Annotated in this window: 22 protein-coding genes; 14 read left to right on the forward strand and 8 right to left on the reverse strand. The window is 65.0% G+C overall.

Features of this window, described 5'->3' with window-relative positions:
• From H7U20_RS30605 to H7U20_RS29605, 4 genes are all read left to right on the forward strand, one after another.
• Positions 1-182: hypothetical protein (locus H7U20_RS30605; RefSeq protein WP_233411182.1), on the forward strand; the 182-nt coding region annotated here is incomplete at its 5' end.
• Positions 183-239: 57 nt separating this feature from the next.
• Entirely contained in the window at positions 240-527 is a 288-nt protein-coding gene (locus H7U20_RS29595; protein ID WP_199762722.1) for a CopG family ribbon-helix-helix protein, read from the forward strand.
• Positions 524-814, forward strand: a complete 291-nt coding sequence (locus H7U20_RS29600) for a type II toxin-antitoxin system RelE/ParE family toxin (protein ID WP_199762723.1) — start codon at positions 524-526, stop codon at positions 812-814. Before H7U20_RS29595 ends, H7U20_RS29600 begins: the two co-directional genes overlap by 4 nt.
• 217 nt (positions 815-1031) lie before the next feature.
• Positions 1032-1418 (forward strand): hypothetical protein, encoded by a 387-nt coding sequence (locus H7U20_RS29605; RefSeq protein ID WP_199762724.1) that lies wholly within the window; start codon positions 1032-1034, stop codon positions 1416-1418.
• A 448-nt stretch (positions 1419-1866) separates the two neighbouring features.
• Here H7U20_RS29605 and H7U20_RS29610 read toward each other — a convergent pair whose 3' ends face one another.
• The gene (locus H7U20_RS29610) at positions 1867-3027 is read right to left on the reverse strand and encodes a zinc-dependent alcohol dehydrogenase (protein WP_199762725.1); all 1161 of its coding nucleotides are present in this window, start codon (positions 3025-3027) and stop codon (positions 1867-1869) included.
• 540 nt (positions 3028-3567) lie between these two features.
• On the opposite strand from H7U20_RS29610, the gene H7U20_RS29615 reads away from it, so the two are divergent.
• On the forward strand, positions 3568-4116 hold the full coding sequence (locus H7U20_RS29615; RefSeq protein ID WP_199762726.1) for a DUF4142 domain-containing protein: 549 nt from the start codon (positions 3568-3570) through the stop codon (positions 4114-4116).
• Positions 4117-4315: 199 nt separating this feature from the next.
• Positions 4316-4702, forward strand: coding sequence for a DUF5710 domain-containing protein (locus H7U20_RS29620; protein WP_370593295.1), 387 nt, complete (start codon positions 4316-4318; stop codon positions 4700-4702).
• 43 nt (positions 4703-4745) lie between these two features.
• Here the strand turns inward: H7U20_RS29620 and fnr are convergent, their stop codons facing one another.
• Both fnr and H7U20_RS29630 read right to left on the reverse strand, forming a co-directional pair.
• On the reverse strand, positions 4746-5477 hold the full coding sequence (gene fnr, locus H7U20_RS29625) for a fumarate/nitrate reduction transcriptional regulator Fnr (RefSeq protein ID WP_199762727.1): 732 nt from the start codon (positions 5475-5477) through the stop codon (positions 4746-4748).
• A gap of 116 nt (positions 5478-5593) precedes the next feature.
• Entirely contained in the window at positions 5594-6205 is a 612-nt protein-coding gene (locus tag H7U20_RS29630) for a glutathione S-transferase family protein (RefSeq protein ID WP_199762728.1), read from the reverse strand.
• 158 nt (positions 6206-6363) lie between these two features.
• On the opposite strand from H7U20_RS29630, the gene H7U20_RS29635 reads away from it, so the two are divergent.
• The 3 genes from H7U20_RS29635 (at position 6364) to H7U20_RS29645 (ending at position 9766) form a co-directional block, all read left to right on the forward strand.
• A complete protein-coding gene (locus H7U20_RS29635; protein ID WP_199762729.1) occupies positions 6364-7257 on the forward strand; it encodes a LysR substrate-binding domain-containing protein in 894 nt (297 codons plus the stop codon).
• Between the two features lie 9 nt (positions 7258-7266).
• Entirely contained in the window at positions 7267-8418 is a 1152-nt protein-coding gene (locus H7U20_RS29640; protein ID WP_199762730.1) for a hypothetical protein, read from the forward strand.
• 322 nt (positions 8419-8740) lie between these two features.
• Positions 8741-9766 carry an aldo/keto reductase gene (locus tag H7U20_RS29645; RefSeq protein ID WP_199762740.1) on the forward strand — a complete coding sequence of 342 codons (1026 nt, stop codon included), beginning with the start codon at positions 8741-8743 and terminating at the stop codon, positions 9764-9766.
• A gap of 62 nt (positions 9767-9828) precedes the next feature.
• On the opposite strand, the gene H7U20_RS29650 is transcribed toward H7U20_RS29645, so the two are convergent.
• The 4 genes from H7U20_RS29650 to H7U20_RS29665 are packed head-to-tail and all read right to left on the reverse strand — an operon-like array spanning position 9829 to position 14667.
• Positions 9829-11532 carry a hybrid sensor histidine kinase/response regulator gene (locus H7U20_RS29650; RefSeq protein WP_233411183.1) on the reverse strand — a complete coding sequence of 568 codons (1704 nt, stop codon included), beginning with the start codon at positions 11530-11532 and terminating at the stop codon, positions 9829-9831.
• A gap of 5 nt (positions 11533-11537) precedes the next feature.
• Positions 11538-11969 (reverse strand): response regulator, encoded by a 432-nt coding sequence (locus tag H7U20_RS29655; RefSeq protein ID WP_199762731.1) that lies wholly within the window; start codon positions 11967-11969, stop codon positions 11538-11540.
• The gene (locus H7U20_RS29660; protein ID WP_199762732.1) at positions 11954-13885 is read right to left on the reverse strand and encodes a PAS domain-containing protein; all 1932 of its coding nucleotides are present in this window, start codon (positions 13883-13885) and stop codon (positions 11954-11956) included. Before H7U20_RS29660 ends, H7U20_RS29655 begins: the two co-directional genes overlap by 16 nt.
• Positions 13886-13893: 8 nt before the next feature.
• Positions 13894-14667: a substrate-binding periplasmic protein gene (locus H7U20_RS29665; protein WP_199762733.1), complete on the reverse strand. Its 774-nt coding sequence runs from the start codon at positions 14665-14667 to the stop codon at positions 13894-13896.
• A gap of 383 nt (positions 14668-15050) precedes the next feature.
• Between H7U20_RS29665 and H7U20_RS29670 the strand changes: the two genes are divergently transcribed.
• Positions 15051-17090, forward strand: coding sequence for a methyl-accepting chemotaxis protein (locus H7U20_RS29670; protein WP_199762734.1), 2040 nt, complete (start codon positions 15051-15053; stop codon positions 17088-17090).
• Between the two features lie 117 nt (positions 17091-17207).
• Here H7U20_RS29670 and H7U20_RS29675 read toward each other — a convergent pair whose 3' ends face one another.
• The gene (locus H7U20_RS29675) at positions 17208-17633 is read right to left on the reverse strand and encodes a hypothetical protein (RefSeq protein ID WP_233411184.1); all 426 of its coding nucleotides are present in this window, start codon (positions 17631-17633) and stop codon (positions 17208-17210) included.
• 305 nt (positions 17634-17938) lie between these two features.
• Here H7U20_RS29675 and H7U20_RS29680 point away from each other — a divergent pair, with 305 nt between their 5' ends.
• From H7U20_RS29680 to H7U20_RS29695, 4 genes are all read left to right on the forward strand, one after another.
• Positions 17939-18619 (forward strand): PEP-CTERM sorting domain-containing protein, encoded by a 681-nt coding sequence (locus H7U20_RS29680; protein ID WP_233411185.1) that lies wholly within the window; start codon positions 17939-17941, stop codon positions 18617-18619.
• Positions 18619-20469: a hypothetical protein gene (locus H7U20_RS29685; protein ID WP_199762736.1), complete on the forward strand. Its 1851-nt coding sequence runs from the start codon at positions 18619-18621 to the stop codon at positions 20467-20469. Before H7U20_RS29680 ends, H7U20_RS29685 begins: the two co-directional genes overlap by 1 nt.
• Positions 20470-20675: 206 nt before the next feature.
• A complete protein-coding gene (locus H7U20_RS29690; RefSeq protein ID WP_199762737.1) occupies positions 20676-22931 on the forward strand; it encodes a TonB-dependent receptor in 2256 nt (751 codons plus the stop codon).
• Between the two features lie 251 nt (positions 22932-23182).
• A partial coding sequence (locus H7U20_RS29695) for a methyl-accepting chemotaxis protein (protein ID WP_199762738.1) occupies positions 23183-24801 on the forward strand: 1619 nt, incomplete at its 3' end.

Raw genomic sequence — 24801 nt, forward strand, 5'->3', positions numbered from 1 at the left:
GCGCTGCTGCCGTGGAATGTGAAGGATTTGCATACCCCGGATTTAACCAGCATTCTGCCTGGCTGAATAGGTTGGGGTTCGTGGAGCGCTTACGCTCAAACCAGAAATACCTGCAAATGAGCCAGCATTCCATTCCGCAAACCAGCATTCAAAAGGCGCTGGCCAGCAATAGCTGCAACTGACCGCTGCGGCCGCATGTGCTACCATGTAGTTAATGTGTAACACATAGGAGCAAGACCATGAGCGAAGCAACATTTACCTTCCGTGTCGATGAGAGCCTGAAAGACCAATTCACCACGGCGGCCAAGGACCGCGACCGCACCGCTGCGCAGCTGCTGCGCGACTTCATGCGTGACTTCGTGCGGCAGCAGCAGGAGGCGGCCGAACATGACGTCTGGTTCCGTCGTCAGGTGCAGGTCGGCCTGGACTCGGCCAATGCCGGCAACCTGGTCCCTGCAGCTGAAGTCGAAGCCAAGTTCGCCGCCAAGCGCGAAGCCACCCGCCGCAGGCTGAAAGCCGCCGAATGATCGAGCTGTTCTGGACATCAGAGGCGATTCAAGACCGCGACGACATCTACGACTACATCGAGACCCACAACCCGGCCGCTGCGCTCGCCCTCGATGAGCTGTTTGAAGAAAAGGCCGGCCGCCTGGTCGATCATCCCGGCCTGGGAAAGCCTGGCCGCGCCGTCGGCACCCGCGAGTTGGTAGCGCACCAGAACTACATCCTCGTCTATGACACTGCCGGCGACCTAGTGCGCGTGCTGCGTGTGCTACACGCCGCCCGTCAGTGGCCTACGTCGCGTCTGCACTGACCAGACGACCACAAAGCCGTGTCGTTCGGCAGTTCTTGGACGATGGTTTCTGCACCGGGTTCTTGGTCACTCTACGCCGGATGCGGGCATCACAGCAAGCGCAGGCTGTGGACCTTCCAGAAAACCCTCGTTTGTTGCACTGATGTATCCCTTACATTGTTGCCGTGCTATGTTTGGTATTCAGGGCGAGATCCGCCCCCTTTTTAAGGAGTCTGATATGACCAGTTTTAAAGCTTCGGTTCAGTACCAGGACAACAATGGAACGGCAGCGGCCGACCATGCCGACAAGAACGATCTGACTGATTACCTGAAGGCAAAAAAGTTGATGAGCGACGATGAATTTGTCGTCGCGTCTTCTTTGTGGGTCGGGGAGAACCACGGTGGCAAGCTGGGTAGCGTTACAGTGAAAGCGTATTTGTTCGACAAACCCAGCTATGCGACGGTTAAAGATGCGTTGGATGCCATCGCCGGGCCGATCCCCGTCCGCGCCGTAAAGATCGAGGTGACGATTGAGGAATTTATCGGCTTCTTCAAACGGTTTGAGGTAGTTTTGACTCGAAAAGGTTTCGACATCGAGGGCCGCGAGTACACAACAGTCGAATGAAATTCGAAGCAATCTGCGCTGAACGTACCTGCGGCAGATACGCGCAGTCAGTTGCAGTTATTCCCGGTTCGCGCAGATGGAATGCAGGTCGGCCCCGTTAAATGCAGGTTCAGTTGCAGCTAATGCTGGTTTGACGGGGCCGTCAGTTGCAGTTAATCCTGGTCGAAAAATTCGATAACTGCAGGTCGGCTGTCCACTATTTGTCCAGAATATAGATGTTCACTGACGACTAGTGAGTACGTCGTCTATCATAACCCCTTGATTTTAGGGCTATAGACGATCATTGACGGCATGTTGGACGCACTCATAATCCGTTGGTGCCGTGTTCGACTCACGGGAGGCCCACCAGGATTGTATGTAGTGAAATCAAGCCCTTACGAGTGATCGTAAGGGCTTTTTGATTTCTGAGTGGTTTCTTGGGTTCAACGGGGCGAACGGCATGGCCGGACTACGGGCGCAAAACGATCTTGCGGCAGGCATCGTCCTTCTGGTCGAACATCTTGTAGCCAGCGGCGGCCTGGGCCAGCGGCATGCGGTGCGAGATGATCGCTTCCGGCCTCAGCTTGCCCTCTTCGATATACTTCAGCAACTCGGGCATGAAGCGCTGAACGTGGGTCTGCCCGGTCTTGAAGCCGATCCCTTTTTCAAATGCGTCGCCGAACAGGAAACCATGGATGAAGCCGGCGTACAGGCCCGGCACGCTGACAGTTCCGCCGCGCCGTACTGCGGCGATACACTGGCGCAGCGCCTTGCCGCTGCTGCCTTCGAGCTTGATGGCCGTGAGCGCGGTTTCCAGCATGCTGCCCTTGGCTTCGAAGCCTACCGCGTCGACGACGGCGTCGACCCCGCGATAGCTGGTGTTCTCGATAATAAACTCGGCGGCGTCGACGTCGTCGAAATTAATCGGTATGACGCCGTAGGTGGTGCGGGCGAATTCAAGCCGGTAGACGTGGTGGTCGACCATGAAGATCCGGTCCGCGCCCAGCATCCTGGCGCTGGCGGCGGCCATCTGTCCGACCGGTCCGGCGCCGAAAATGGCCACGCTGGAGTCTGGGCCGACACCGGCGTTGACCACCGCCTGGTAGCCGGTCGGGAGTATGTCGCTCAGAAATAGCACCTGCTCGTCTTGCAGCGTGTCAGGTATTTTGATCGGGCCCACGTTCGCCTTGGGAACGCGCACGTATTCGGCCTGTCCGCCGGGGACGCCGCCGTACATATGGGTATAGCCGAACAGCGCCGCACCGGGGCGCAGCGACTTCTTGTTCATCAGCGTTCCGCGATCGGGGTTGGTGGTTTCGCAAGCCGAGAACAATTGCATGTCACAGAAGAAGCAACTGCCGCACGCGATCACGAAGGGAACCACCACACGGTCGCCTTTTTTCAGTGCGGTGACCGCCGGCCCGGCATCGACCACCACCCCCATGAATTCATGCCCTAGGATGTCCCCCTCCTTCAAACCGGGAACCTTACCGCGATACAGATGCAAGTCTGAACCGCAAATCGCGGTCGCCGTGATTTGCAGGATGATGTCGTCGGGCTCCTGGATGACGGGATCGGCTACGGTATCGACTTTGACCTCGTGGGCGGAATGGTAGACAAGCGCTCGCATGAAATTTTCTCCCTGAAAAACTCAATAAAACCGTCCGGTCCTTGAAGTCCGGCCGGAACGTTCACTCTGGACGTCCATGGCGACGATGTTGCACAGCCGCGCCGATGCGCGTTCCGAGCCGCCCCCGCAATAGACTCCTTCTAGACTCCTTCTACGATTTTCATCCGCCGCAGGGCAATGGAAGCAAACCCGGTAGGGATGTTGGCATGTTCGCTCATCTTGTCGAAAGTCCCGCACCAAGCAGAAATGATGCGCTTGGAAGAACGGCAAGTATGTTAGTTGCATAACTCAATGCGTTTTTTGACACTGAGCGGTAGCCGATCCGGCTGAACCTCCAAGCGGCGTCGCCGCCTTACCCATTCCAAAAAAACGGCGCCGTAGCCGATATGCAGCGGCGGTCGAGAAAGGTGAGATTGCGTACAGAGCGGATGGTCTATCTATCCCACACTAGTTGCGCACCGATCCAGTCTGCCCGCCGCAATACGCGACGCAGGCTGGTCTGCTATCCCTGACAAGCCACCCCAACCTGGAGACTATCAAATGAACGCTCGCCATCTGCTTGCCGCCACGGCCGTCCTGGCCACTGGCATCGCCGCCGCTCAATTCGCCTTGGCACAAACAACGACGCAGGATAAATCCGGCGCCCCGGGGATGAGTAAATCGGATGCGAACCGTTTGATCGCCATCGCCCAAGCCAACCTCGCCGAAGTCGCCGCTGGCAAAATGGCCAGCGAAAAAAGCAACAATCCCGACGTCAAGGCATTTGCACAAATGATGGTCGACGACCACAGCAAGGGGCTGGAAGAAACGAAAAAAGTAGCGGCGGCAAAGAACGTCACACTGCCTGCGGAACCGGACGCGGCGCATAAAAAGATGGCGGCCCATTTGGGCACGCTTTCCGGTCCCGCTTTCGACAAGGAGTATGTCAGCAAGGCAGGCGTTGCCGACCATATCAAAGTCCACGCGGCGCTGAAGGATGACATCGCCAACGCGCACGATGCCGATGTCAAGGCATTGGCGTCGAAACTCGAGCCGACCGTGGCGCATCATGAAGAAATGGCTAAAAAATTGAATTCGGCAATGAAATAAGATCTTTCCGGACTAATGCGGAATGACGGGTTTTTCGAGGTTCCCTTAAGCTTGGATAGGGCCATCGAGTTGAAAGAGCTGCTCAGCTTCCAGACGGCTGGCGTGCGTCGTGCGTAAATATCGATGGTTCGCCCCTTGCCGGCGTAAAATGCGTCTACTTGAAGCGGAGCGGTGCGCGTTCCGCAGTTGACCGTCTTTTGTGGCCCTGAAAAAAATGATACTTCTAAAAGTTCCGTTCTCGGAAAAAGACCAGGCGAAGGCGCTTGGCGCGCGCTGGAACGCCGACCGCAAGGCTTGGTATGTGCCCGACGGGCAAAACGCCAGCGCCTTCGAGCGCTGGCTCGACCCATCGCAAGAGGTCGGCACGCTGGGCAAGGCGATCGGCGCCTTGAAGACTAAGCCGGCGGGCAAGGTGGATAGCTATATCGGCAAGCAAATCGTCGGGGCGCACTATGTGGAATTGAAACACGATTGCAAGCCGTTCGAGGCGTGCGCGGAATGCCAGCCGGCGTTGCAGACGTCCGGTTGGGTCGCGGCGCATATCGTGGTGGAAGCAAAGTTGAGCGAGCTCAGGCTGGCGCGCTAAGCGGCTAGGTTCGGCCGGCTGCCTGGCGAATCCGCAGGGGCGCTCAAGGCGCCTTGCCCGCCGCGATGGTCTTGATCGCCGCCAAGTCGAGCACCTCCAGCTCGCGCGGCGCCACCTTCACCAAGCCCTCCTGTTTGAACTTGGTCAACTGCCGGCTGACGCATTCCCGCGTCATGCCCAGGTAGTTGCTGAGGTCTTCGTGCGTCATGCGTAGCTGGAACTTTTCGATCGAGTAGCCGCGCGCTTCGTAGACCGAGGCGGCGCGGACGATCAGGGTGGCGAGCCGCTGGCGCGCCTTCATCTTGCCCAGCAGCAGCACGACGCTCTGCATGCGGGCGATCTCCTCGCCGACCATGCGGTGGAATTGCTGGCGCAGCGCAGGCATTTTGGCCAGCAGCGCCTCCAGGTCGGCGAACGGCAATTCGCATACGCTGCAATCCTGCAGGGCGACCACTTCGCAACTGTGCACGCCGCTGCCGATGGCGTCGAGCCCCAGCAATTGTCCGCTGAAGTGGAATCCTGTGACTTGCTCGCTGCCGTCGCGGTTGACACGGTAGGCTTTGAATTGTCCCTCGCGCACGGCGTAGAGGCTGGCGAAGGGGCTACCGGTGCGGTACAGCAGCTCGCCTTGGGCAAGGGGGAAGCGGCGGCCGACAATATGGTCGAGCTTGTCGACATCGGCCGTGCCCAGCTCCATCGGCAGACAAAGGCGGCGCACGGCGCAGTCGGCGCAATGGACGGCGCAAGCCGCTGGCGTTGCTTCTTCTTGGTGCATGGCTTGCCGGTTAGTTAGGCAGGAACGGATGTTCTTGCCTAACTGATATGGGGCGGGACGGCGTCAAGTGCAATACTGGAAGGGAAGTATTTCTTCCAGGATTGTCCGTGGATGCCTCACTCCGCCGGCGTGCTGACGAATTCGGCGCGCTGTTCGGCCCGGGCCGAGAAGGCCTTGAGCGCGGGGAATTGCTCGGCGACCACCAGCGTCGGCATCATCATCTGGATGAAGTTCCACGCCACGGCGATGGTCACTTCGGCGTTGCCGAATGGTTGGCCCGGCGTCGGCAGGGGCGCGGCGACCAAGTCGGCCTCCAGCGCACCGCAGGCCGCCAGCAGTTGCTCGCTGACGCGCGCCAGCCATGGCGCGTGCTGCTTGTCGTCGGGACGCTTGTGCTCGTAGACGATCTGCACGGATTTTTCGGCGGCGGCCAGCGCCAGACCGGTCAGCCGACAGGCACGCAGGCGCGCCGCCGACCCTTCTGGCTGCAGATCGGCGCCGTTTGGCGTCAAATGAGCCAGATAGTCGATGATCAGGGTGGAGTCCATCAGCGTTTGGCCGTCGTCGAGCTCCAAGGTGGGCGCCTTGACCACGGGGTTGATCTGTTTGAATTGCTCGTAGGTGCTGAAGACGGAGATCGATTGGTGTTCGAAGTCGAGCTTGAGCAGCTTGAGGCAGATGGCGACGCGGCGCACGTAGGGTGAATCCAGCATTCCGATCAGTTTCATTGTTTCCCCGTTAGAATAACTATCAGCTTGACGCTGGATCGCCCCGTTTTTTCGCGGCGATTCCGTCAATGGCGGTAAAAGAGCGAGGAAGTAGTGTATGGCGCGGCTGCCGATTCGAATAGCGATAATAATCGACGTGTTACGTTAGGAATTCTTACATGATGCATTTGCCTCCCCTGACCGCCTTGCGTTGCTTCGAGGCGGTGGCGCGCCTGGGCGGCGTGACGCTGGCGGCGCGCGAGCTGCATGTCACCCATTCGGCGGTGAGCCAGCAGATCAAGCTGCTTGAGGAGTTGATGGGGCTGGCGTTGTTCGTGCGCGAGGGGCGGCGGCTCAGGCTGACCGACGAGGGCCGGCTGTACTCGCTGGACATCCGCGCCGCGCTGCGCGGCATCGCCCAGGCGACGCAATTGGCGCAGGGACGGCCGCAGGATAGCGAGCTGGTCATCGCGACCTTGCCGTCCTTTGCCTTGCACTGGTTATTGCCCCGTCTGGATGGTTTTCGCGCGCAGCATCCATATTACCGGCTGCGTTTGCAGACCAGTCTGGCGGTGCAGGATTTGCGCAGCGGTCTGGTCGATATTGGCATCCGCATGGGGCAGGGGCACTGGCCGGATATGGAAAAGCAAATCTTGTTCGACGACGAGTTGCTGGTGGTCTGTTCGCCGCGCTTCCGCGATGGGCGGATTCCGTTGTCGGCCGAGGAGGCGATGCGCTGTCCGCTGATTCGCACGCCGGACGCGCCTTGGACCGACTGGTGCCTGGCCGCCGGCGTCGCGGAAGCGGAGAGTCGGAGCGATTTGTTGGCGAACGATTCGAATATCGTGCTGGCCGCTGTGATGTTGGGACAGGGCATAGCCTTGGAGCGGAGGAGTTTGGTGGCCGGGGCGCTTGCCCGGGGAGATTTGATGCAGATCACGGCCATCTCCGTACCGTACTCCTATCCTTATTGGCTGGTTTGGCAACAGCAAGGCGTGCTCAAGCAGAAGCAGCGGCACTTCATCGAATGGATAGGCGTTGAGGTTGGACGATATCTGGACGGGCGTAACTAAAGGAGGAATATGACTATCGAAGATGGTGCGCAAAATGTTCCTCTATCGGTGCAGTTTGTGCCGTTGAAAAATGCATTCAAGGAGGGGATTTCGCTGCTGAAAGACACTTTGGATGTGACCTGGAAGCTTGCCCCGGCGTCTCTTTTGCCGTCAGGCCTGTATTTGTGGCTTTACTTGAAGATGATCGGTTGGACCCGTTTGTTTTACGAGTCTGCGATGTCCGGGACTGGTTTGATCTTCTTCGCCTTGGCAGCAATTGTGATGACGATTTCCACGATAGGTTTTTTTGTGCTTCCATCAATCGTCATGATGGGGACGGTATATCTTTCTGGCTATAAGGAACGAGTACCCAAGGCCGTGATTGTCTTGTATATGACGATATGGATTTCCTGGGTTGCAACCATTTTCATCACGGCTCTGTTCGACATGAGTCAGCCGGAGCTCGTCTTATTTGTCCCTATCGTCTTGGCGACAATTTATGGTTTATTCCGATTGGAACAGCTCGAAATTCGACGAGAAGGAGAAGCTTCCTTGCTCAAAGCGGGTGGGAAGGTATTGATCCTTACATTCCTCGCGATGCTTAGTATTGGATGCTCGATTTTGCCAATTCTGCTCAGCCTGCAGGTCGTCACGCAATTCCATGATATGGCTGAATGGTTGCAATGGTTTGTTCTTGGCGCCTGTCTTGTTTTCTCTGGCATTAGTTTATTTCCCGGATTTTTATATTTGGCAACGCGTACAAGCCACATAGGTTTGTTAAAGCCAATAAAATATGCTTTCGGTGGAATGCTAGTTGTGGCTTATCTCGTTATGAATATCGCAGCTCTTCTCGATCCGGTTTCTTCGATGATATTGCGTGGTGTGGGAATTTATAGCGACGAGCCGGTAAGCTTTCAGCTCGTTCAGCCGGAATTAAAGAATGTACTTTCTGCTTCCGGACTTGATGTCAAGCAAGGCAGCGGTATGACATTCGTCACCGCGTATGTCAGGTTCAATTTTGCCGGTACTCGACTTTTATGTCGCGATAAATTCGATCCTGCCAGCGCGTCGGCAACCGCAAGGGAGCTGGCTCGCAAGACCAAGCAGCTTGACCCGGGGAAGATTGGCGGCCTGCATTGTGCGCCGGTGAACGCTTCCGAAATTCGCGAGTTCAGACCATAAGGGGAAGGCACGGCCGCAAGCCCGGCGCCGTGCGGCTTGAGCGCCGGCCCTATGCTGATATTTGGTTTCATCATGCTAATTGTTGGCATGAATGTGCGAGCGGACGGCTAGTTCAAACCGCTCCGTCGAAGCCGCGGAAAGAGCCGGCGCCAAGCTGGCGCCGTTTCGGCGAAAAGCATTGGCGAGGTGGAGACGGTCTTGGCCGGCAATTTAAGCCATAGGCATGCAATCTGATTCAGCTGTATATTGTTCAATCCCGGACGCAGCTTCCAACGTTTTATGCGTCTGTTTCTTCAATGAATTTTTTTCAAAGAGGTGAATGATGGAACATCGCTATTTGGGTGCGTCTGGTTTCAAGGTTCCGGTATTGAGTTTTGGCACCGGCACGTTCGGCGGCAAGGGCGAGTTTTTCGGCGCCTGGGGTCAGACCGACGTGGTCGAGGCGCAGCGTCTGGTGGATGTTTGTCTGGACGCGGGATTAACCTTGTTCGATAGCGCCGATGTGTATTCCGGCGGCGTGGCCGAATCGGTATTGGGCGAGGCGATCAAGGGCAGGCGCGATAAGGTATTAATTTCGACCAAGGCGACTTTCCGCAGCGGCGACGATCCCAACGCCATCGGCTCATCACGCTTCCATTTAATCCAGGCCGTCGACGCGGCCTTGAAACGCTTGGGCACCGATTATATCGACCTGTTCCAATTGCATGGTTTTGACGCCCATACGCCGGTACAGGAGGTATTGTCGACATTGGACGATTTGGTGCGGGCCGGTAAAATCCGTTATGTCGGCGTCTCCAACTTCTCCGGCTGGCATTTAATGAAGTCGCTGGCGACGGCCGAGCGCTATGGTTATCCGCGCTATATTTGCCACCAGGCGTATTACTCGCTGGTCGGCCGCGATTACGAGTCGGAATTGATGCCGCTGGGCTTGGACCAGGGCGTCGGCGCGATGGTGTGGAGTCCGTTGGGCTGGGGCCGCCTAACGGGCAAGATCCGCCGGGGCCAGCCGCTGCCGCCGCAAAGCCGCTTGCACAAGACGGCCGAGATGGGGCCGCCGGTGGCCGACGAATTGTTGTTCCGCGTGGTGGACGCGCTCGACCTGGTCGCGGCCGAGACCGGCAAGACGCTGGCGCAGATCGCCTTGAACTGGTTGTTGCAGCGGCCGGGTGTGGCGACGGTGGTGGTCGGCGCGCGCGACGAGGCGCAGTTGCGGCAGAACTTGGGCGCGGTGGGCTGGCAGCTGACGGCGGCGCAGATGGCGGCGCTGGATGCGGCCAGCGCCGTCACGCCGGCCTATCCCTACTGGCACCAGCGCGGTTTTGCCGAGCTGAACCCCAGCCCGGTGTAGGCGGCGCCGGGGCAGGCCGGGCCGGGCCCGCCGGCGGCGCGGCGATTTTCCGTCATTGGTGCTTAAATTGTGCCGAACGGCGGGATCGAGAACTCATCGTCGTCGATCTGCTCGCCGGCGCCGCCCGCCGCGACGGCGCTGCTCGGCTGCGGCGTCTGGGCCGGGAAGGTGAATTGGAGGCGCACGCCCTGGCCGGGCGCGCTGTCGAGGCGCAACTGGCCCTTGAAGATGGCTTGCACCAGATTGTGCACGATGGACAGGCCGAGGCCGGAGCCGCCCTGGCCCAGCTTGGTGGTGTAGAACGGTTCGAACACCTTGTGCTGCAACTCGGCGGCGATGCCGTGGCCGTTGTCGCTGTAGACCAGCTCGATCAGCTCGCCGTCGCGCCTCGCCTCGATGACGATGCGGCCGTCGGGCTTGCCGTCGAAGCCGTGGGTGATCGAGTTCATGACGACGTTGTTGATGATCTGTTCCAGATGGCCGGGGTAACTGTCGAGCTCTATGCCTTCGGGAATTTTCAGCTCGACCGTGGCCTTGGCGCGGCGGGTGATGGCGCCCAGCGCCGTCAGGCTGTCCTGCACGGTGGTGCGCAGGTCGAAGTTGCGCCGGCGCTGGCTGGTCTGGTCGACCGAGACGCGTTTGAAGCTTTCGATCAGGTCGTTCGAGCGGTGGCCGTTGCGGGCGATGATCTCGCTGGCGCCCAGGCATTCGGCCAGGCCCTGCTGCAGCCCGGAGCGGGTCAGCTGGTTGCGTTCGATGGCGCCGCTCAGCTCCTTGAGCTTGTCGTGCAAGGCGGTGGCGGCCAGCACCATGTTGCCGATCGGCGTGTTGAGCTCGTGCGAGACGCCGGCCACCAGCACGCCCAGCGAGGCCAGCTTCTCCGACTCGATGATCTGCGCCATGGCCTGGCGCAGCTCGCTGGTGCGCTCCTCGACCCGGCTTTCCAATTGTTCGTTGAGTTCCTGCAAAGATTGCTCGGCCCGCTTGCGCTCGGACAGGTCGATGTGGATGCAGATCATGCGCAGCGGCGCGCCGTGCTCGTCGCGGCCGACGATCATGCCGTTGTCGAGCACCCATTTCCAGCTGCCGTCGCGGCAGCTGGCGCGGAACTCTTGCTTGAAGCGCGGCGTGGCGCCGGCGAAGTAGTCGCGCATGGCCGCCTGCACCCGGGCGCGGTCGTCGGGGTGGAGCAGGGCGTCGCGGCCGGCGATGCTGGCCTCGATCTCGCCGTCGGCGTAGCCGTGCATGGCGGTGCAGCAACTGGAGAACACCACCTTGCCGCTGGGAATGTCCCAGTCCCAGACGCCGTAGCCGGCGCCCTCGAGGGCGAACTTCCAGCGCTCCTCGCTGTCGCGCAGCGCCTGGGCGGCGGCGCGGTGCTGGCGGCGCCGTTCGGCCTCCTTGAGTTCGCGCTTGACGGCCGGCGCCAAGCGCGCCAGGTTGCCCTTCATCACGTAGTCGTGGGCGCCGGCGCGCATCAGCAGCACCGCCGTCTCCTCGCCGATGTTGTTCGACACGACGATGAACGGCAGGTCGAGGCCGGCTTCGCCGAGCAGGGCCAGGGCCGCGCTGGCGCTGAAGCCGGGCAGGTTGTAGTCGGAGATGACCAGGTCCCAGCGCGGCGCGGCGAGGGCCCGCCGCATGCCGGCCTCGTCGTCGACGCGGGTCGCGCTGACGTCGAAGTCGGCCTGGCGCAGGCAGCGCAGCAGCAACTCCGCGTCGCTGTCGGAGTCCTCAACCAACAGGATGGAAAGGGGCGTCATCATGGTCGTCACGGCGCTTCGTTGATCACCAGCCAGTATAGCCCGAGCTGGCGGATGGTTTCATTGAATTGGAGGAAGTCGACCGGCTTGCGGATGTAGCTGTTGACGCCCAGGTCGTAGCCGGCGGCGATGTCCTGCTCCTCGCGCGAGGAGGTCAGGATCACCACCGGCGCGCGGTGGGTGCGCGGGTCGGCGCGGATGCGGCGCAGCACCTCCAGGCCGTCGATCTTGGGCAGCTTGAGGTCGAGCAGCACCAGCACCGGCAGGCTGGTCGGGTCGCGGCCGGCGTGGGCGCCCTCGCCGAACAGGTAGTCGAGCGCCTCCTGGCCGTCCTGCGCCAGCACCAGGGTGTTGGTGATGTTGTTGCGCTGCAGGGCGCGCTCGGTCAGCGCGATGTCGCTGGGATTGTCTTCGATCAGCAGGATCACTTTGCCGTGCATGGCGGCTCCTTGAGGGTGAAGTAGAAGGTGGCGCCGGCGTCGGGCGCGGCGACGGCCCAGATGGCGCCGCCGTGGCGTTGCACGATGCGCTGGACGGTGGCCAGGCCGATGCCGGTGCCGGCGAACTCGCTGGCCTTGTGCAGGCGCTGGAAGACGCCGAACAGTTGTTGCGCGTGGGCCATGTCGAAGCCGGCGCCGTCGTCGCGCACGAAGAAGGCCGGGGCGGCCGGGGCGGCCGCCGTGGCCGCCGCCGCGCCCGGCGCGGCGACGCTCTCGCGGCCGAAGGCGATGCGCGCCGGCGTGCGCATGGCGGAGAACTTGCAGGCGTTCTCCAGCAGGTTGTGCAGCGCCGCCTCGAGCAGGCGGCCGTCGCCCCAGGCGCTCAGGCCGGGCTGGATGGTGAATTCGAGGGCGCGCGCCGGGTTGGCCTCGACCACCCGCGCCGCCACCGTGCGCGCCAACGCCGACAGGTCGACGGCGTGGCTGGCCAGGGTGGCGCGGCCCAGGCGGGAGAATTCCAGCATGCCGTCGATCAGCTGGCCCATGCGCTGGCTTTCGCCGCGCACCCGGCGCAGGTACTCCAGGCCGGTGGCGTCGAGGCGCGCGGCGTAGTCCTCCTGCAACGCCAGGCTCCAGCCGTCGATGCCGCGCAGCGGGCTGCGCAGGTCGTGCGACACCGAGTAGGAAAAGGCTTCGAGCTCGCGGTTGGCGCGCTCCAGCTCGGCGGTGCGTTCGGCCACCTGGGCCTCCATCCCGTCGTTGGCGCGGCGCAACTCGGCGCGCGCCTGTTCGGTTTGCTCCAGCAGGGCCGCCATCCGTTCGGCGCCGGCGCGGTGGCCGCTGATGTCGGTGTGGGTGCCGATCATGCGGGTGGCGCGGCCGGCGGCGTCCTGCTCGACCACCATGCCGCGCGCCTCGACCCATTTCCAGCTGCCGTCCTTGCAGCGCATGCGTTGCTCCATCGCGTAGGTCATGGTGCTGCCGTCGAAATTGCCGGCGAGCAGGACGCGGGCGCGCCGCAGGTCGTCCGGGTGGGCCAGCCGCTCGTAGGTTTCGAGGCGGTCGGGCAGCTCGTCGTCGCGATAGCCCAGCATCTCTTTCCAGCGCCGCGAGTACAGCACCGCGCCGCTGGCGACGTTGAAGTCCCAGACGCCGTGGCCGGCGCCCTCGAGCGCGTGTTTCCAGCGGAACTCGCTGTCCTGCAGGTCGCGGAAGGCCTGGTGCAGGCGCTCGCGCATGGCGTTGAGGGCGGCCACCATCTGGCTCAGCTCGTCGTGGGCGTTGCGCTTGCCGCCGCGCCGCTCCAGCGTCAGCGCTTGTTGCATGCGGCCGGCCGAGAGCAGATCGGAGTAGGCGGCGATGCGCTTCAGATGGCGTCCCACCAGCAGCTGGAACAGCACCAGGATGAACAGCGAGACCAGAAAGGTCTTGATGGTCTGCCAGATCAGGATCGCCACCACCTTGTCGCGCAGGCGCTGGCGGGCGCCGTCCAGGCTGGCCACGGCGCGCACCGTGCCGATGCGCACCAGGCGGCCCCGGTGCTGGTAACTGAGCGGGAAGTCGTGGCTGAGCACGCCTTGCCGGCGCGCCGCGCCGGCGCGCGCCGCCACCTGCCCGTGCTCGTTGCGCACCTCGACGTATTGCAGGTCGGGCAGGCGCAGGATGCCTTGCAGTTGCAGTTCGAGGTCGCGGGAGCTGGTGATCCACAGGCTCGACGCCAGGCTGTCGGCGTAGCTGCTGTCGATCTGGCGCAGGCGCAGTTCGACCTCGTCGACGTCGCGGCGGTACTCCATGTCGAGCTGGAACACCGTCGAGACCAGGGTCACCACCGAGCTGAACACCAGGATCAGCATGGCGAAGCGCCGCCCCAGGCTGTTGCCGGCGGACTTGCGCAACCAGGTGCGGAGCGACTCCATGCGCGCGCCTATTGCGGATAGCGCCGCAGCACGCTGTCGAAGATGCGCTGGTAGCTGCCGTCGCGCTTCATCTTGCGGATCTCGGCGGCCAGCAGCGGCGCCAGCGCGGCGTGGCGCTTGTGCAGGTAGAGGAACCAGTCGCCCTCGACGAAGGCCGGTTGCAGCTGGCGCACGCCGCGCAGGCCCATGCTCTGGATGAAGTGCTGGCCTTCGAGTTTTTCGATCACGGCGACGTCGATGCGGTCCTTGTCGAGCATGGCGAACAACTGGCGTCCGGTTTCCAGCTTTTGTAGCGAGCGGCTGCCGACGATGTTGCGTTCGAGGATCTTCCAGCCGGTCAGGATGCCGACGTCGTAGGGCGCCAGGCTGGCGGCGCCGGCCACGGCGAAGTCGTGGCGGCGGCTGAAGGCGACCATCTGGTAGGCCATCACCCGCTCCGGCACGCGCACCAGGTTGGGGTAGCCCTGCTCGATGCCGGCGACGCGCGAGACGTCGCCGTCGTCGACGCCGCTGTTGGCGTTGAGCAGGCCGCGCTCGGCCGACGAGGCCTGGATCTCGACGCGCAGGCCGAGCCGGCTGAACAGCTCGGCGTAGAACAGGTCGAGCACGCCGTCGCGCTCGGGCGAGGTGATCGGCGCGAAGAAGGAGGTGTTGAGCACCAGCGCGGCGGGGCCGGCGGCGGAGGCGGACACGAGCACCGGCACCGGCGCCGGCGCCACCCCGGCGGCGGCCTGCCGCGCCAGGCAGAGGGACAGTGCGAACAGCGTCAGAAGTGTTCTCATGGAAGGCCCCGCAAGTGGCGTTCGGTGCAGGCGAAGACGGCGAAAGGGTTGCATCCCAGTATGACCAGTTTCCCCCCGTTTGGCTACGCATCCGTGCTCATCGGTGCTGTCCGGCAACAGCGCGCGGCCGCGCCTCGCCGCACGCGGTCGCCGACGCGGCATGAGACTGGGCATGAGAATCGGCATGAGACTCGGCATGAGGCCAGGCATGAGGCCAGGCATGAGGCGCGGTGTGGCGCGGCGACGGCAGGGTTGTAGGAAAAATCGCGTGCGCGTCGGAAAACGCGGCATTTGCGGCGCATAATGATTATGATGAGAAATAGATGCATCAACGATGCAAGTTTGTTGTGCGTCTGCCCGATCACTCTTCTGCGGAGCCTGCCATGAGTGTCTATTCTGCCGTCGGCGGCTTGCGCCTGCCACACAAATTCCTGATCCTCTGCCTGATCGCGCTGGGCCTGGCGGCGATCCCCACCTATTTGTATGTGCGCGAAGCGGCCAAGGGCCTGGACGCCTATCTGTCCGAGCAACAGGGCATGGGCCAGGTGGCGGCGGTGATGAAGACCATCCAGCTGACCCAGCAACACCGCGGCCTGGCCGCGCTCAGCCTGGGCGGGGTGGACGGCGGCGAGGCCAAGCGGGCCGCCAAGCAGGCCGAGGCGGACCGCGCCTATGTCGAGGTGGACGCCCTCGTCAAGGCGATGGGCGACGACGGCGTGGCGGCGGCCTGGGCCGGCGCCCGGCGCGACTGGGAAACGCTGCGCGACGGCGTGGTGGCGCGCCGCCTGACGGTGCCGCAGAGCTTCGCCGGCCACACGGCGCTGCTGCCGCTGCTGCTCAAGGTGAACGACCTGGTGGGCGACCACTACGGCCTGAGCCTGGACCCGGACAAGGATAGTTACCAGTTGATCCAGTCGATGTACTACCAACTGCCCTACCTGACCGAGGAGCTGGGCAAGACGCGGGCCAAGGGCGCCGGCATGCTGGCGCGCAAGGAGGCGACGGCCGAGGAGCGCATCGCGCTGTCGATCTACACCGGCCGCGTCGGCGACCGCCTGGACCAGACGCAGACCGCCTTCAACAAGGCCGCCGCCGAGAACCCGCACATCGGCAGCAGCCTGGGCGCGGCGATGCGCGAGGCGGCCGGCCTGGCGCAGGGGCTGAGCCGCACCGCCAGCGAGCAGATCATCCACGCCGATCAGCTGAGCTACTCGGCCGACCAGTACGTGACCTTGGCGACCCAGGCGATCGACGCCCAGTTCAAGGTCAACGCCGCCGCCGGGGCGGTGCTGGAAACCATGTTGAAGGAAAAGATCGCCGACTTCCAGCGCACCCGCTGGCTGATGCTGGGCAGCATGCTGGGCTTGATCGCGCTGGCCGGCGCCGTCGCCACGCTGATTTCGCGCTCGGTCACCGGGCCGCTGCAACGCGCCGTGCTGGTGGCCGAACGGGTCGCCGGCGGCGACCTGGTGGGCGACTTCGACACCGGCCCGGCCAACGAGGTGGGGCGCATGCTGCGCGCCTTGAAGGCGATGAACGACAGCCTGCGCCACATCGTCGGCGACGTGCGCGGCAGCATCGACAACATCGGCGCGGCGACGCGCGACATCGCCAGCGGCAACGCCGACGTGTCGCGCCGGCTCGAGGCGCAGGCCTCCAGCCTGGAGGAAACCGCCTCGTCGATGGAGCAGATGACGTCGACGGTCAAACAGAACGCCGACAACGCGCGCCAGGCCAACGCGCTGGTGGCCGGCGCCTCCGGCGTGGCCAGCCACGGCGGCGCGGTGGTGGCGCAGGTGGTGCGAACGATGGGCGAGATCAACGCCAGCTCGCACCGCATCGTCGACATCATCGGGGTGATCGACGGCATCGCCTTCCAGACGAACATTTTGGCGCTGAACGCGGCCGTCGAGGCGGCCCGCGCCGGCGAGCAGGGCCGTGGCTTCGCGGTGGTGGCCTCCGAGGTGCGCAACCTGGCGCAGCGCTCGGCGGCGGCGGCCAAGGAGATCAAGGAGCTGATCGCGCAGAGCGTGGAGAAGGTCGAGGCCGGCAACCGCCTGGCCGACAGCGCCGGCAAGGCGATGGAGGAGATCGTCGGCAGCGTGGCGCGCATCACCGGCATCATGGGCGAGATCGCCACCGCCTCGGCCGAGCAGGGCAGCGGCATCGAGCAGATCAACGAGGCGGTCACGCAGATGGACGACATGACGCAGCAGAACGCGGCGCTGGTCGAACAGACGGCCGCCGCCTCGGCCAGCCTGCAGGACCAGGCGCAGAGCCTGGTGGCGGCGATCAGCGTGTTCCGTCTCGACGCCAGCGAGGGCGGCGGCGCGGCGGCCGGCCGGCCGGCGCCCCAGGCCAAAGCGGGCGCGGCGGTGGCGGCGAAAAGGACGCGCGCCACACCGGCGCTGGCCGGCCGCTAGCCGGCGCCGGCGCCAACTAGCGGCACGGCGGTCGGCGGCGGCACGGTAATCGGCGGCGGCACGGCGGGCGGCGGCCGCCGCAGCTGCCGCGCGTTCGCGCGCCGCTGCCCGGTCACATCACTTGGCGGCGGCCGGCGCCGGGCGGGCCGCCTCGTCGTCGTTGAGTATCCACACGCGTTCTATCATGCCGGCGGCATCGACGGTGTAGTTGACCGCGATGCCGCTGCCGCGCAAGGTCGCCGGCATCGCTATCATATTGTCCTGGTTGAAGACGCGGGCACCGGCGGCCAGCCGGCGCGGTTTGCCGTCGATGAAAATGTCGGGAAAATAGCCGGGTGTCATCTTGCCGCGCAGCGCGTCGGGCGGGAAGGGCCGCTCGATGCCTTGGGCGGCGAGCGGCCCGGCCAGCGGCGGCGCCAGCGTTAGCAGCAGCGTCAACACTAGTGTCGACGCCAGTGTCGGCGTGAGTCTCGGCACCCGTGTCGGCACCCGTGTCGGAACCAGCGCCGCCGGCACGGCGGTCAGACGGAAAGTGCGCCACATGGTGGCATCCTCCAGAGTGGACATCGACGCCAGCTTACACCGCTTCGGCCCGCTTGTGGTGGCCTCGGCCGCCCGGCGTGGCGGGCTGTGGTTGCCGCGCCGGCGCACATCGGGCCGCCCCTGTCGATGGAATTGACAAGCCGCCGCCGCCGCCATGGCTGGCTCGGCGCAAGCGCTTGAATAATAGGCGATTGAGGTTCAGGCATTCATCTTGCTCACCTCGCTTCAGGTCCCGCCGCGCTGCGGCGGAGCCAGCGCGGACCGGCGCGGACCGGCGCGGACCGGCATGGAGCAAGGGGGCTGTGATGATACTGCGATATTCGCATCAACCATGGCGCCGACTGGCGGCGCTGTACTGCCTGGCGGCGTGGACCGCCGGCGCCGGCGCCGCCGACGTGCTGTACGACAACGGCGGGCCGGACGGGATCAACGGCAACAACGCCGGCATCGCCTGGCAGGCCGACGACTTCGTGCTCGGCCATGGCGCCACGCTGAGCGACCTGCATTTCTGGACCTACGAGGCGGCCACCGCTTACCGCAACAGCATCTCCTGGAGCATCGCCGCCGACGCCGGCGGCACGGTCGGCGCCACCTTGGCCAGCGGCGTGCAGGGCAACGTCGCGCGCAGCGCCACCGATGTCGTGCTGGTTGGACTGGACGCTTACCAGTACGGGCTGGAGCTGAACGCACCGCTGGCGCTGGCGTCCGGCCGCTACTGGCTGGTGCTGCACAACGGCGCCTTCGGCCAGATGGGCGAGCCGAACGATTTCTACTGGGCCACGGCCGCCGCCAACGGCGGGCCGGACGGCCGCGAATCCTACAACGGCGGCGCCAGTTGGGGAGGCAACGGCCGCGAGCACACTTTCCAGTTGACCGGCACCGTGCCCGAGCCGAATGGCACCGCGCTGCTGGGCGTTGGCCTGGCCATGCTGCTGCTCAGGCGGCACGTCGACGAGGGCCGCTCGGCCTGCTGGAGGCAACTGTGATGCCGCTGCACGACGGCCGTGTCGTCGCGCCGTCATGCCGGCCGCATTGCGCGCTGGCCTTGCTGTGCTTGCTGAGCACGCTGGCCGGCACGTTGGCCCCCGATGCTGCGGCGCAGACACCCGGCGCCGGCATCCAGCGCGACGAGGCGCACGACACCGGCGCGCCGCTGGCCGAGCTGGTGCGCGGCGCGGCGGCGCGGTCGGCGCCGCAGGAAATGCAGGTGTTTCCACTGCGTCTGGTGACGCCGGCCATGCGCGGCCTGCCGCCGGCGCCGACCCTGCCGCCGGCCGGCGCGCATGCCGACAGCGCCGGCGCGCATGCCGCCACGGCGGCGATGGCGGCCCGCACCGCCGGCAAGGCGAGCACGGCGGCCACGGCGGCCACAGTGACCACGGCGGCCACGGCGACCACGGCGGCCACAACGGCCACAACGGCCACAACGGCCACGACGGCCACCACGTCCGTCGGCGCCGCGCCGCGCGTCAACACCAACGGCACCCTCGTCAACATCGACGGCATCGGCGCCAACGACGGCGCGCCGTCGGACGCCAACGGCGCCGTCGGCGCCAGCCAGTATGTGCAGTGGGTCAACACCGAGCTGGCCGTCTACGACAAGGCCGGCGTCTTGCTGCTCGGCCCCCTGGCCGGCAACCTGTTGTTCTCCGGCTTCACCGGCAGCCATGGCGCCGACGCCTGCCGCCTGAGCAACCGGGGCGATCCGTTGGCCCAGTACGACAAGCTGGCCGGCCGCTGGGTGCTGTCGCAGTTCGCCTGGCTCGACGCCGACGAGGACAGCGGCCCCTACTACCAGTGTATCGCCGTCTCCACCGGCGACGACGCCACCGGTAGCTACCACCGCTACGTGTTCGAGAGCCGCAACGCGGCCAACGCCATCGTCTTCAACGACTACGCCAAGATGGGCATCTGGCCGGACGCCTACTACTTCAGCTACGTGCTGTTCGCGCCGTTGGGCGGCAGCGGCTACTTCGGCCCGCAGGTGTGCGGCTACGACCGCGCCGCCATGCTGGCCGGCGCCGCCGCGCCGGGCCGCTGCCGCGACCTGGGCAACAGCTTCGGCCCGGCGCTGCCGTCCGACCTCGACGGCACCACGCCGCCGCCGGCCGGCAGCGCCAACTACGTGTTGTCGATGGACTCCGACGCGAGCGGCCACGGCGACCGGCTGTTTTTGTGGCGCTACTCGTACAGCGCCAACAGCCTGAGCGGGCCGTCGGCCTTGGCCGTGGCGCCGTACACGATCGCCTGTCCGGGCAGCTTCGGCGGCGCTTGCGTGCGCCAGCCCGCGCCCGGCGAATTGCTCGACTCGGTCGGCGACCGGCTGATGTACCGCCTGCCCTACCGCAACTTCGGCGACCGCCAGGTGCTGCTGGCCAACCACTCGGTGCAGCAGCCGGGCGCGCCGGCCAACGGCCCGCTGGGCGTGCGCTGGTACGAGCTGCGCGCCAGCGCCACCGGGCCCGGCCTGGCCGTCCACCAGCAGGGCACCCACGCGCCGGACGCGCTGAGCCGCTGGATGGCCAGCATCGCCATGGACCGGGCCGGCGACATCGCGCTCGGCTACAGCGTCGCCGGGCCGGGGCTGTTTCCCGGCGTGCGCTACAGCGGACGGCTGCGCAGCGAGCTGCCCGGCACGCTTGAGGCCGAGGCCGGCATCGTCGACGGCGGCGGCGTGCAGATCGACACCTTCAAACGCTGGGGCGACTACAGCGGCATGACGGTCGACCCGGTCAACGACTGCACCTTCTGGTACACCCAGCAATACATCGCCGACAGCGGCCGCTTCACTTGGCGCAGCCGCATCGCCGCCTTCCGCTTCCGCAACTGCGATTAGCGGCGCGCCCGTTTGCCCCTTGCCGCCGCAGTGTTTCGCGGCGGTTTTTTATGTCTGTTGTTGCCGCACAACGTGTCACACAAGCGTCATTGGCCTGTCACCAACCGGTCATGGCCGGCTCCTAGAATCCTGCAAGTTATGCATTTGCCATGCCGCCGCTGCGGCCGGCCTCCGCTTTCCTCCCCAACCCCGTACGAAAGAAACCCATGCAACAGCGTCTCCGTTTGAAACCGATCTGCCTGCTGGTGTTGCAGGCGCTGGCCTGCCACGCCGCCAGCGCCGCCACCGCCGCCTACGATGCCGCCGACGCGGCCGACGCCAGCCTGGCCGGCGCCGCCGGCGCGCCCGTGCAGACCGTCGAGATCACCGGCCAGGGCCAGTCGCGCCAGGTGCAAAACATCAACCGCGCCGATCTGGTCAAGGCGCTGCCGGGCACCAGCCCGCTGAAGATCCTCGAGAAGCTGCCCGGCGTGAACTTCCAGTCGGCCGACCCCTTCGGCGCCTACGAGTGGTCGACCCGCTTCAGCATTCGCGGCTTCAGCCAGGGCCAGCTGGGCTTCACGCTGGACGACATCCCGCTCGGCGACATGAGCTACGGCAACAACAACGGCCTGCACATCAGCCGCGCCATCTCCTCCGAGAACATCGGCCGCGTCGCCGTCTCGCAGGGCGCCGGCGCGCTCGGCACCGCCTCGACCAGCAACCTGGGCGGCACCGTCCAGTTCGTCACGCTGGGGCCGGCCGACGAGCAGGCCCTGACCTTCGCCCAGACCGTCGGCAGCGACTCGACCTCGCGCACCTTCGTGCGCTACGACAGCGGCCTGCTGGGCGGCGGCACCAAGTTGTTCGTCAGCGGCACGCGCCAGCGCGCCGACAAGTGGAAGGGCGCCGGCGCCCAAGACCAGGACCAGTTCAACTCGCGCTTCGAGCACCAGTTCGGCGAGCACACCTTGAGCGGCTTCTTCAACTATTCCGACCGCAGCGAAGTCGACTACCAGGACTTGTCGCTGGAGATGGCCAAGCGCCTCGGCTACGGCTGGGACAACTACGCGCCCGACTGGCAGCGCGCCGTCGACGCCGCCAACAACAAGTTCAGCGGCGCCGTCACCAACCAGGACGACGCCTACTACCTGGGACGCGGCCTGCGCAAGGACAAGCTGGCCGGCCTGAGCCTGGACCTGAAGCTGGGTCCGGCCAGCAGCCTGAAGACCACGCTGTACCACCACGACAACGAGGGCCAGGGCCACTGGTACACGCCGTACGCCGCCTCGTCGCCGAGCATGCCGATCGCCATCCGCACCACCGAGTACTCGATCGGCCGCGACGGCGTCATCGCCGACCTGGGCTGGGACATCGGCCGGCACAGCATCAACGCCGGTTTCTGGGGCGAGCGCAGCCTGCACACCGGCACGCGCAACCTGTACGCCGTGACCGGCCCGGAAGACAGCAACCACTTCCTGTCGAACCCGATGAAGACCCTGTTCAAGCAGGACTTCACCACCAACACCACCCAGTTCTACCTGCAGGACACGGTCAGCGCGATGGACGGCCAACTGAAGCTCAACTTCGGCTTCAAGAGCCCGAAAGTGAGCATCGAAGCGGTCAACCGCGTCGCCTCGCGCGCCGAGGGCAAGATCACCGCCTCGAAGTCCTTCCTGCCGCAGGCCGGCCTGAGCTACAGCCTGAGCCGCGACGACGAGATCTTCGCCTCGGCCTCGCAGAACATGCGCGCCTTCCAGCCGGGCGTCAACGGTCCGTTCTCGCAGACCCAGGCGGCCTACGACCTGGGCGCGGCCAAGCTGAAACCGGAAACCTCGACCAACGTCGACCTGGGCTACCGCTTCAAGCGCGCCGAGCTGCAAGGTTCGGTCGCCGTCTACCACGCCGACTTCGACGACCGCCAAATCAGCGTCGCCACCTGCGCCGGCATCGCCGGTTGCCCGAGCACCCTGGTCAACGTTGGCAAGGTTGAAACGCGCGGCCTGGAGGCGATCGCCGTGTGGAAGTTCGCCCGCGAGCTGAGCTGGTTCAACTCCTTCACCTTCAACGACTCCAAGTACAAGTCCGACTACCTGGAGAACGGCAAGACGGTGCAGGCCAGCGGCAAGCAGGTGGTCGACGCGCCGCGCACCATGTTCAACACTGAAGTGTCGTACGAGAACGCCAGCTGGTTCACCCGCCTGGGCGGCAAGTACACCGGCAAGCGCTACTACACCTACCTGAACGACGGCGCCGTGCCGTCGTACTGGATCGCCAACCTGTCGGCCGGCTACAAGTGGAAATCGGTCGGCATGCTGAAGGACCTGTCGTTGCAGATCAATGTCAGCAACCTGGCCGACAAGACCTACTTCAGCACCATCGGCTCGAACGGCTTCACCAACGCCGATCCGAGCGGCACCTTCGCCACCATGCTGAGCGGCGCGCCGCGCCAGTTCTTCGTCACCCTCAACGGCAAGCTGTAGGCGGCCGGCCCCCGGCGCCTCCCGGCACCCGGCGGCGCCCCCGCGCACGAGCAGTGCGCCGGGGCGCTGTCGGCGTTTGGCGGCGGCGCTGTTGTTGCTTTAGAGACACAGAAAATGTTTGCCGCTGGTACAGTCCGGGGCATCGTTGCATACTGGTCGACGGAGTCCCCCGACGGCAAATCGGTGCCCCGCTCCCGCACCGCGCCCAGCTTGCCCTTCGCTGGTTTGCCGCATAAAAAGGATATCGAGACATGAGCTGGTTCTATGATTTGAAGATCGCCACCAAACTGATGCTGTCGTTCGGCGTGGTGCTGCTGCTGTCCCTGGTGATGGGCGTCGCCGGCATCGTGTCGATGGGACGCATCGACGACGCCTCGAACGAGCTGGCGGGCGACTGGATGCCCAGCGTGCAATCGGTGCTGACGCTGCGCACCGACCTTGGCGAGCTGCGCCGTTGGGAACTGTCGCACCTGCTCAACGACCAGCCCGACACCGTTGCCATGTACGAGAAGCGCATCGACGACACCATGGCCGCGCTCAAGGCCGACCGCGAGGGCTACCAGAAACTCATCAACAGCCCGGAGGAGAAGGCCCTGTACGAGGAGTTCGGCAAGAGCTTCGACGCCTTCATCGGCGAGCACGGCAAGATGATCGAGCTGTCGCGCAAGAACGAGAAGGTGGCGGCGCGCGCGGCGGCGGCCGGCGCCTCGGCCAAGTATCTGGGCGAGTTGAGCGCCACGATCAACAAGCTGGTCAAGTTGAACGTCGAAGGCGGCAAGGCCGCCAGCGACGCCGCCTCGGCCACCTACGCCACCGCCCGCGCCTGGTCGATCGGCCTGCTGGTGCTCAACATCGGGCTCGGCATGGCGCTGGCCATGTGGATCGCCCGCATCGTCTCGCGGCCGCTGCAGCAGGCCGTCGTGCTGGCGCGCGGCGTCGCCGACGGCGACCTGACCGGCCGGATCGAAGTGCGCTCGCGCTGCGAGACGGGCCAGCTGATGCAGGCGCTGAAGGACATGACCGGCAGCCTGCAGACCCTGGTCGGCCAGGTGCGTTCCGGCACCGACACCATCACCACCGCGTCGAGCGAGATCGCCAGCGGCAACCAAGACCTGTCCTCGCGCACCGAGGAGCAGGCCAGTTCGTTGGAGGAGACCGCCTCGTCGATGGAAGAACTGACCTCGACGGTGAAACAGAACGCCGACAACGCGCGCCAGGCCAACACCCTGGCCCGTTCCGCCTCGGGCATCGCGGTCAAGGGCGGCGAGGTGGTCGGCCAGGTGGTCGGCACGATGGCCTCGATCAACGATTCCTCGCGCAAGATCGTCGACATCATCGGCGTCATCGACGGCATCGCCTTCCAAACGAATATTTTGGCGTTGAACGCCGCCGTCGAAGCGGCGCGCGCCGGTGAGCAGGGCCGCGGCTTCGCCGTGGTGGCCTCCGAGGTGCGCAACCTGGCGCAGCGCTCGGCCGCCGCCGCCAAGGACATCAAGGCCTTGATCGGCGACTCGGTGGAGAAGGTCGAACTGGGTTCGCGCCTGGTCGGCGAGGCCGGCACGACGATGGACGAGATCGTCGCCAGCATCACCCGGGTGACCGACATCATGGGCGAGATCACCGCCGCCAGCCAGGAGCAGAGCCTGGGCATCGAGCAGGTCAACACGGCGATCGTGCAGATGGACCAGGTGACGCAGCAGAACGCCGCGCTGGTCGAGCAGGCCGCCGCCGCCGCCGAGGCGATGCAGGAGCAGGCCGCGCGCCTGGGCGAGGTGGTCAGCGTGTTCAAGCTGGACGCCGCGACGGCATCGGCCGCGCGCGCCGCATCGGCCGCGGCGCCGGCGCGGCGCGCCGTGCAGGTCCGCGCCGC

This window comes from Rugamonas violacea, assembly GCF_016461825.1.
Lineage (GTDB): Bacteria > Pseudomonadota > Gammaproteobacteria > Burkholderiales > Burkholderiaceae_D > Rugamonas.

Excerpts from the sequence above, each read along its gene's own strand:
- H7U20_RS29655 (WP_199762731.1), bottom strand. The coding sequence starts at position 11,969 with ATGCACGGCAAAGTGATCCTGCTGATCGAAGACAATCCCAGCGACATC.
- H7U20_RS29640 (WP_199762730.1), top strand. The coding sequence starts at position 7,267 with ATGACTATCGAAGATGGTGCGCAAAATGTTCCTCTATCGGTGCAGTTT.
- H7U20_RS29610 (WP_199762725.1), bottom strand. The coding sequence starts at position 3,027 with ATGCGAGCGCTTGTCTACCATTCCGCCCACGAGGTCAAAGTCGATACC.
- H7U20_RS29615 (WP_199762726.1), top strand. The coding sequence starts at position 3,568 with ATGAACGCTCGCCATCTGCTTGCCGCCACGGCCGTCCTGGCCACTGGC.
- H7U20_RS29685 (WP_199762736.1), top strand. The coding sequence starts at position 18,619 with ATGCCGCTGCACGACGGCCGTGTCGTCGCGCCGTCATGCCGGCCGCAT.
- H7U20_RS29665 (WP_199762733.1), bottom strand. The coding sequence starts at position 14,667 with ATGAGAACACTTCTGACGCTGTTCGCACTGTCCCTCTGCCTGGCGCGG.
- H7U20_RS29645 (WP_199762740.1), top strand. The coding sequence starts at position 8,741 with ATGGAACATCGCTATTTGGGTGCGTCTGGTTTCAAGGTTCCGGTATTG.
- H7U20_RS29605 (WP_199762724.1), top strand. The coding sequence starts at position 1,032 with ATGACCAGTTTTAAAGCTTCGGTTCAGTACCAGGACAACAATGGAACG.
- H7U20_RS29650 (WP_233411183.1), bottom strand. The coding sequence starts at position 11,532 with ATGATGACGCCCCTTTCCATCCTGTTGGTTGAGGACTCCGACAGCGAC.
- H7U20_RS29675 (WP_233411184.1), bottom strand. The coding sequence starts at position 17,633 with ATGTGGCGCACTTTCCGTCTGACCGCCGTGCCGGCGGCGCTGGTTCCG.
- H7U20_RS29630 (WP_199762728.1), bottom strand. The coding sequence starts at position 6,205 with ATGAAACTGATCGGAATGCTGGATTCACCCTACGTGCGCCGCGTCGCC.
- H7U20_RS29680 (WP_233411185.1), top strand. The coding sequence starts at position 17,939 with ATGATACTGCGATATTCGCATCAACCATGGCGCCGACTGGCGGCGCTG.
- H7U20_RS29660 (WP_199762732.1), bottom strand. The coding sequence starts at position 13,885 with ATGGAGTCGCTCCGCACCTGGTTGCGCAAGTCCGCCGGCAACAGCCTG.
- H7U20_RS29690 (WP_199762737.1), top strand. The coding sequence starts at position 20,676 with ATGCAACAGCGTCTCCGTTTGAAACCGATCTGCCTGCTGGTGTTGCAG.
- H7U20_RS29635 (WP_199762729.1), top strand. The coding sequence starts at position 6,364 with ATGATGCATTTGCCTCCCCTGACCGCCTTGCGTTGCTTCGAGGCGGTG.
- H7U20_RS29600 (WP_199762723.1), top strand. The coding sequence starts at position 524 with ATGATCGAGCTGTTCTGGACATCAGAGGCGATTCAAGACCGCGACGAC.
- H7U20_RS29670 (WP_199762734.1), top strand. The coding sequence starts at position 15,051 with ATGAGTGTCTATTCTGCCGTCGGCGGCTTGCGCCTGCCACACAAATTC.
- H7U20_RS29595 (WP_199762722.1), top strand. The coding sequence starts at position 240 with ATGAGCGAAGCAACATTTACCTTCCGTGTCGATGAGAGCCTGAAAGAC.
- fnr (WP_199762727.1), bottom strand. The coding sequence starts at position 5,477 with ATGCACCAAGAAGAAGCAACGCCAGCGGCTTGCGCCGTCCATTGCGCC.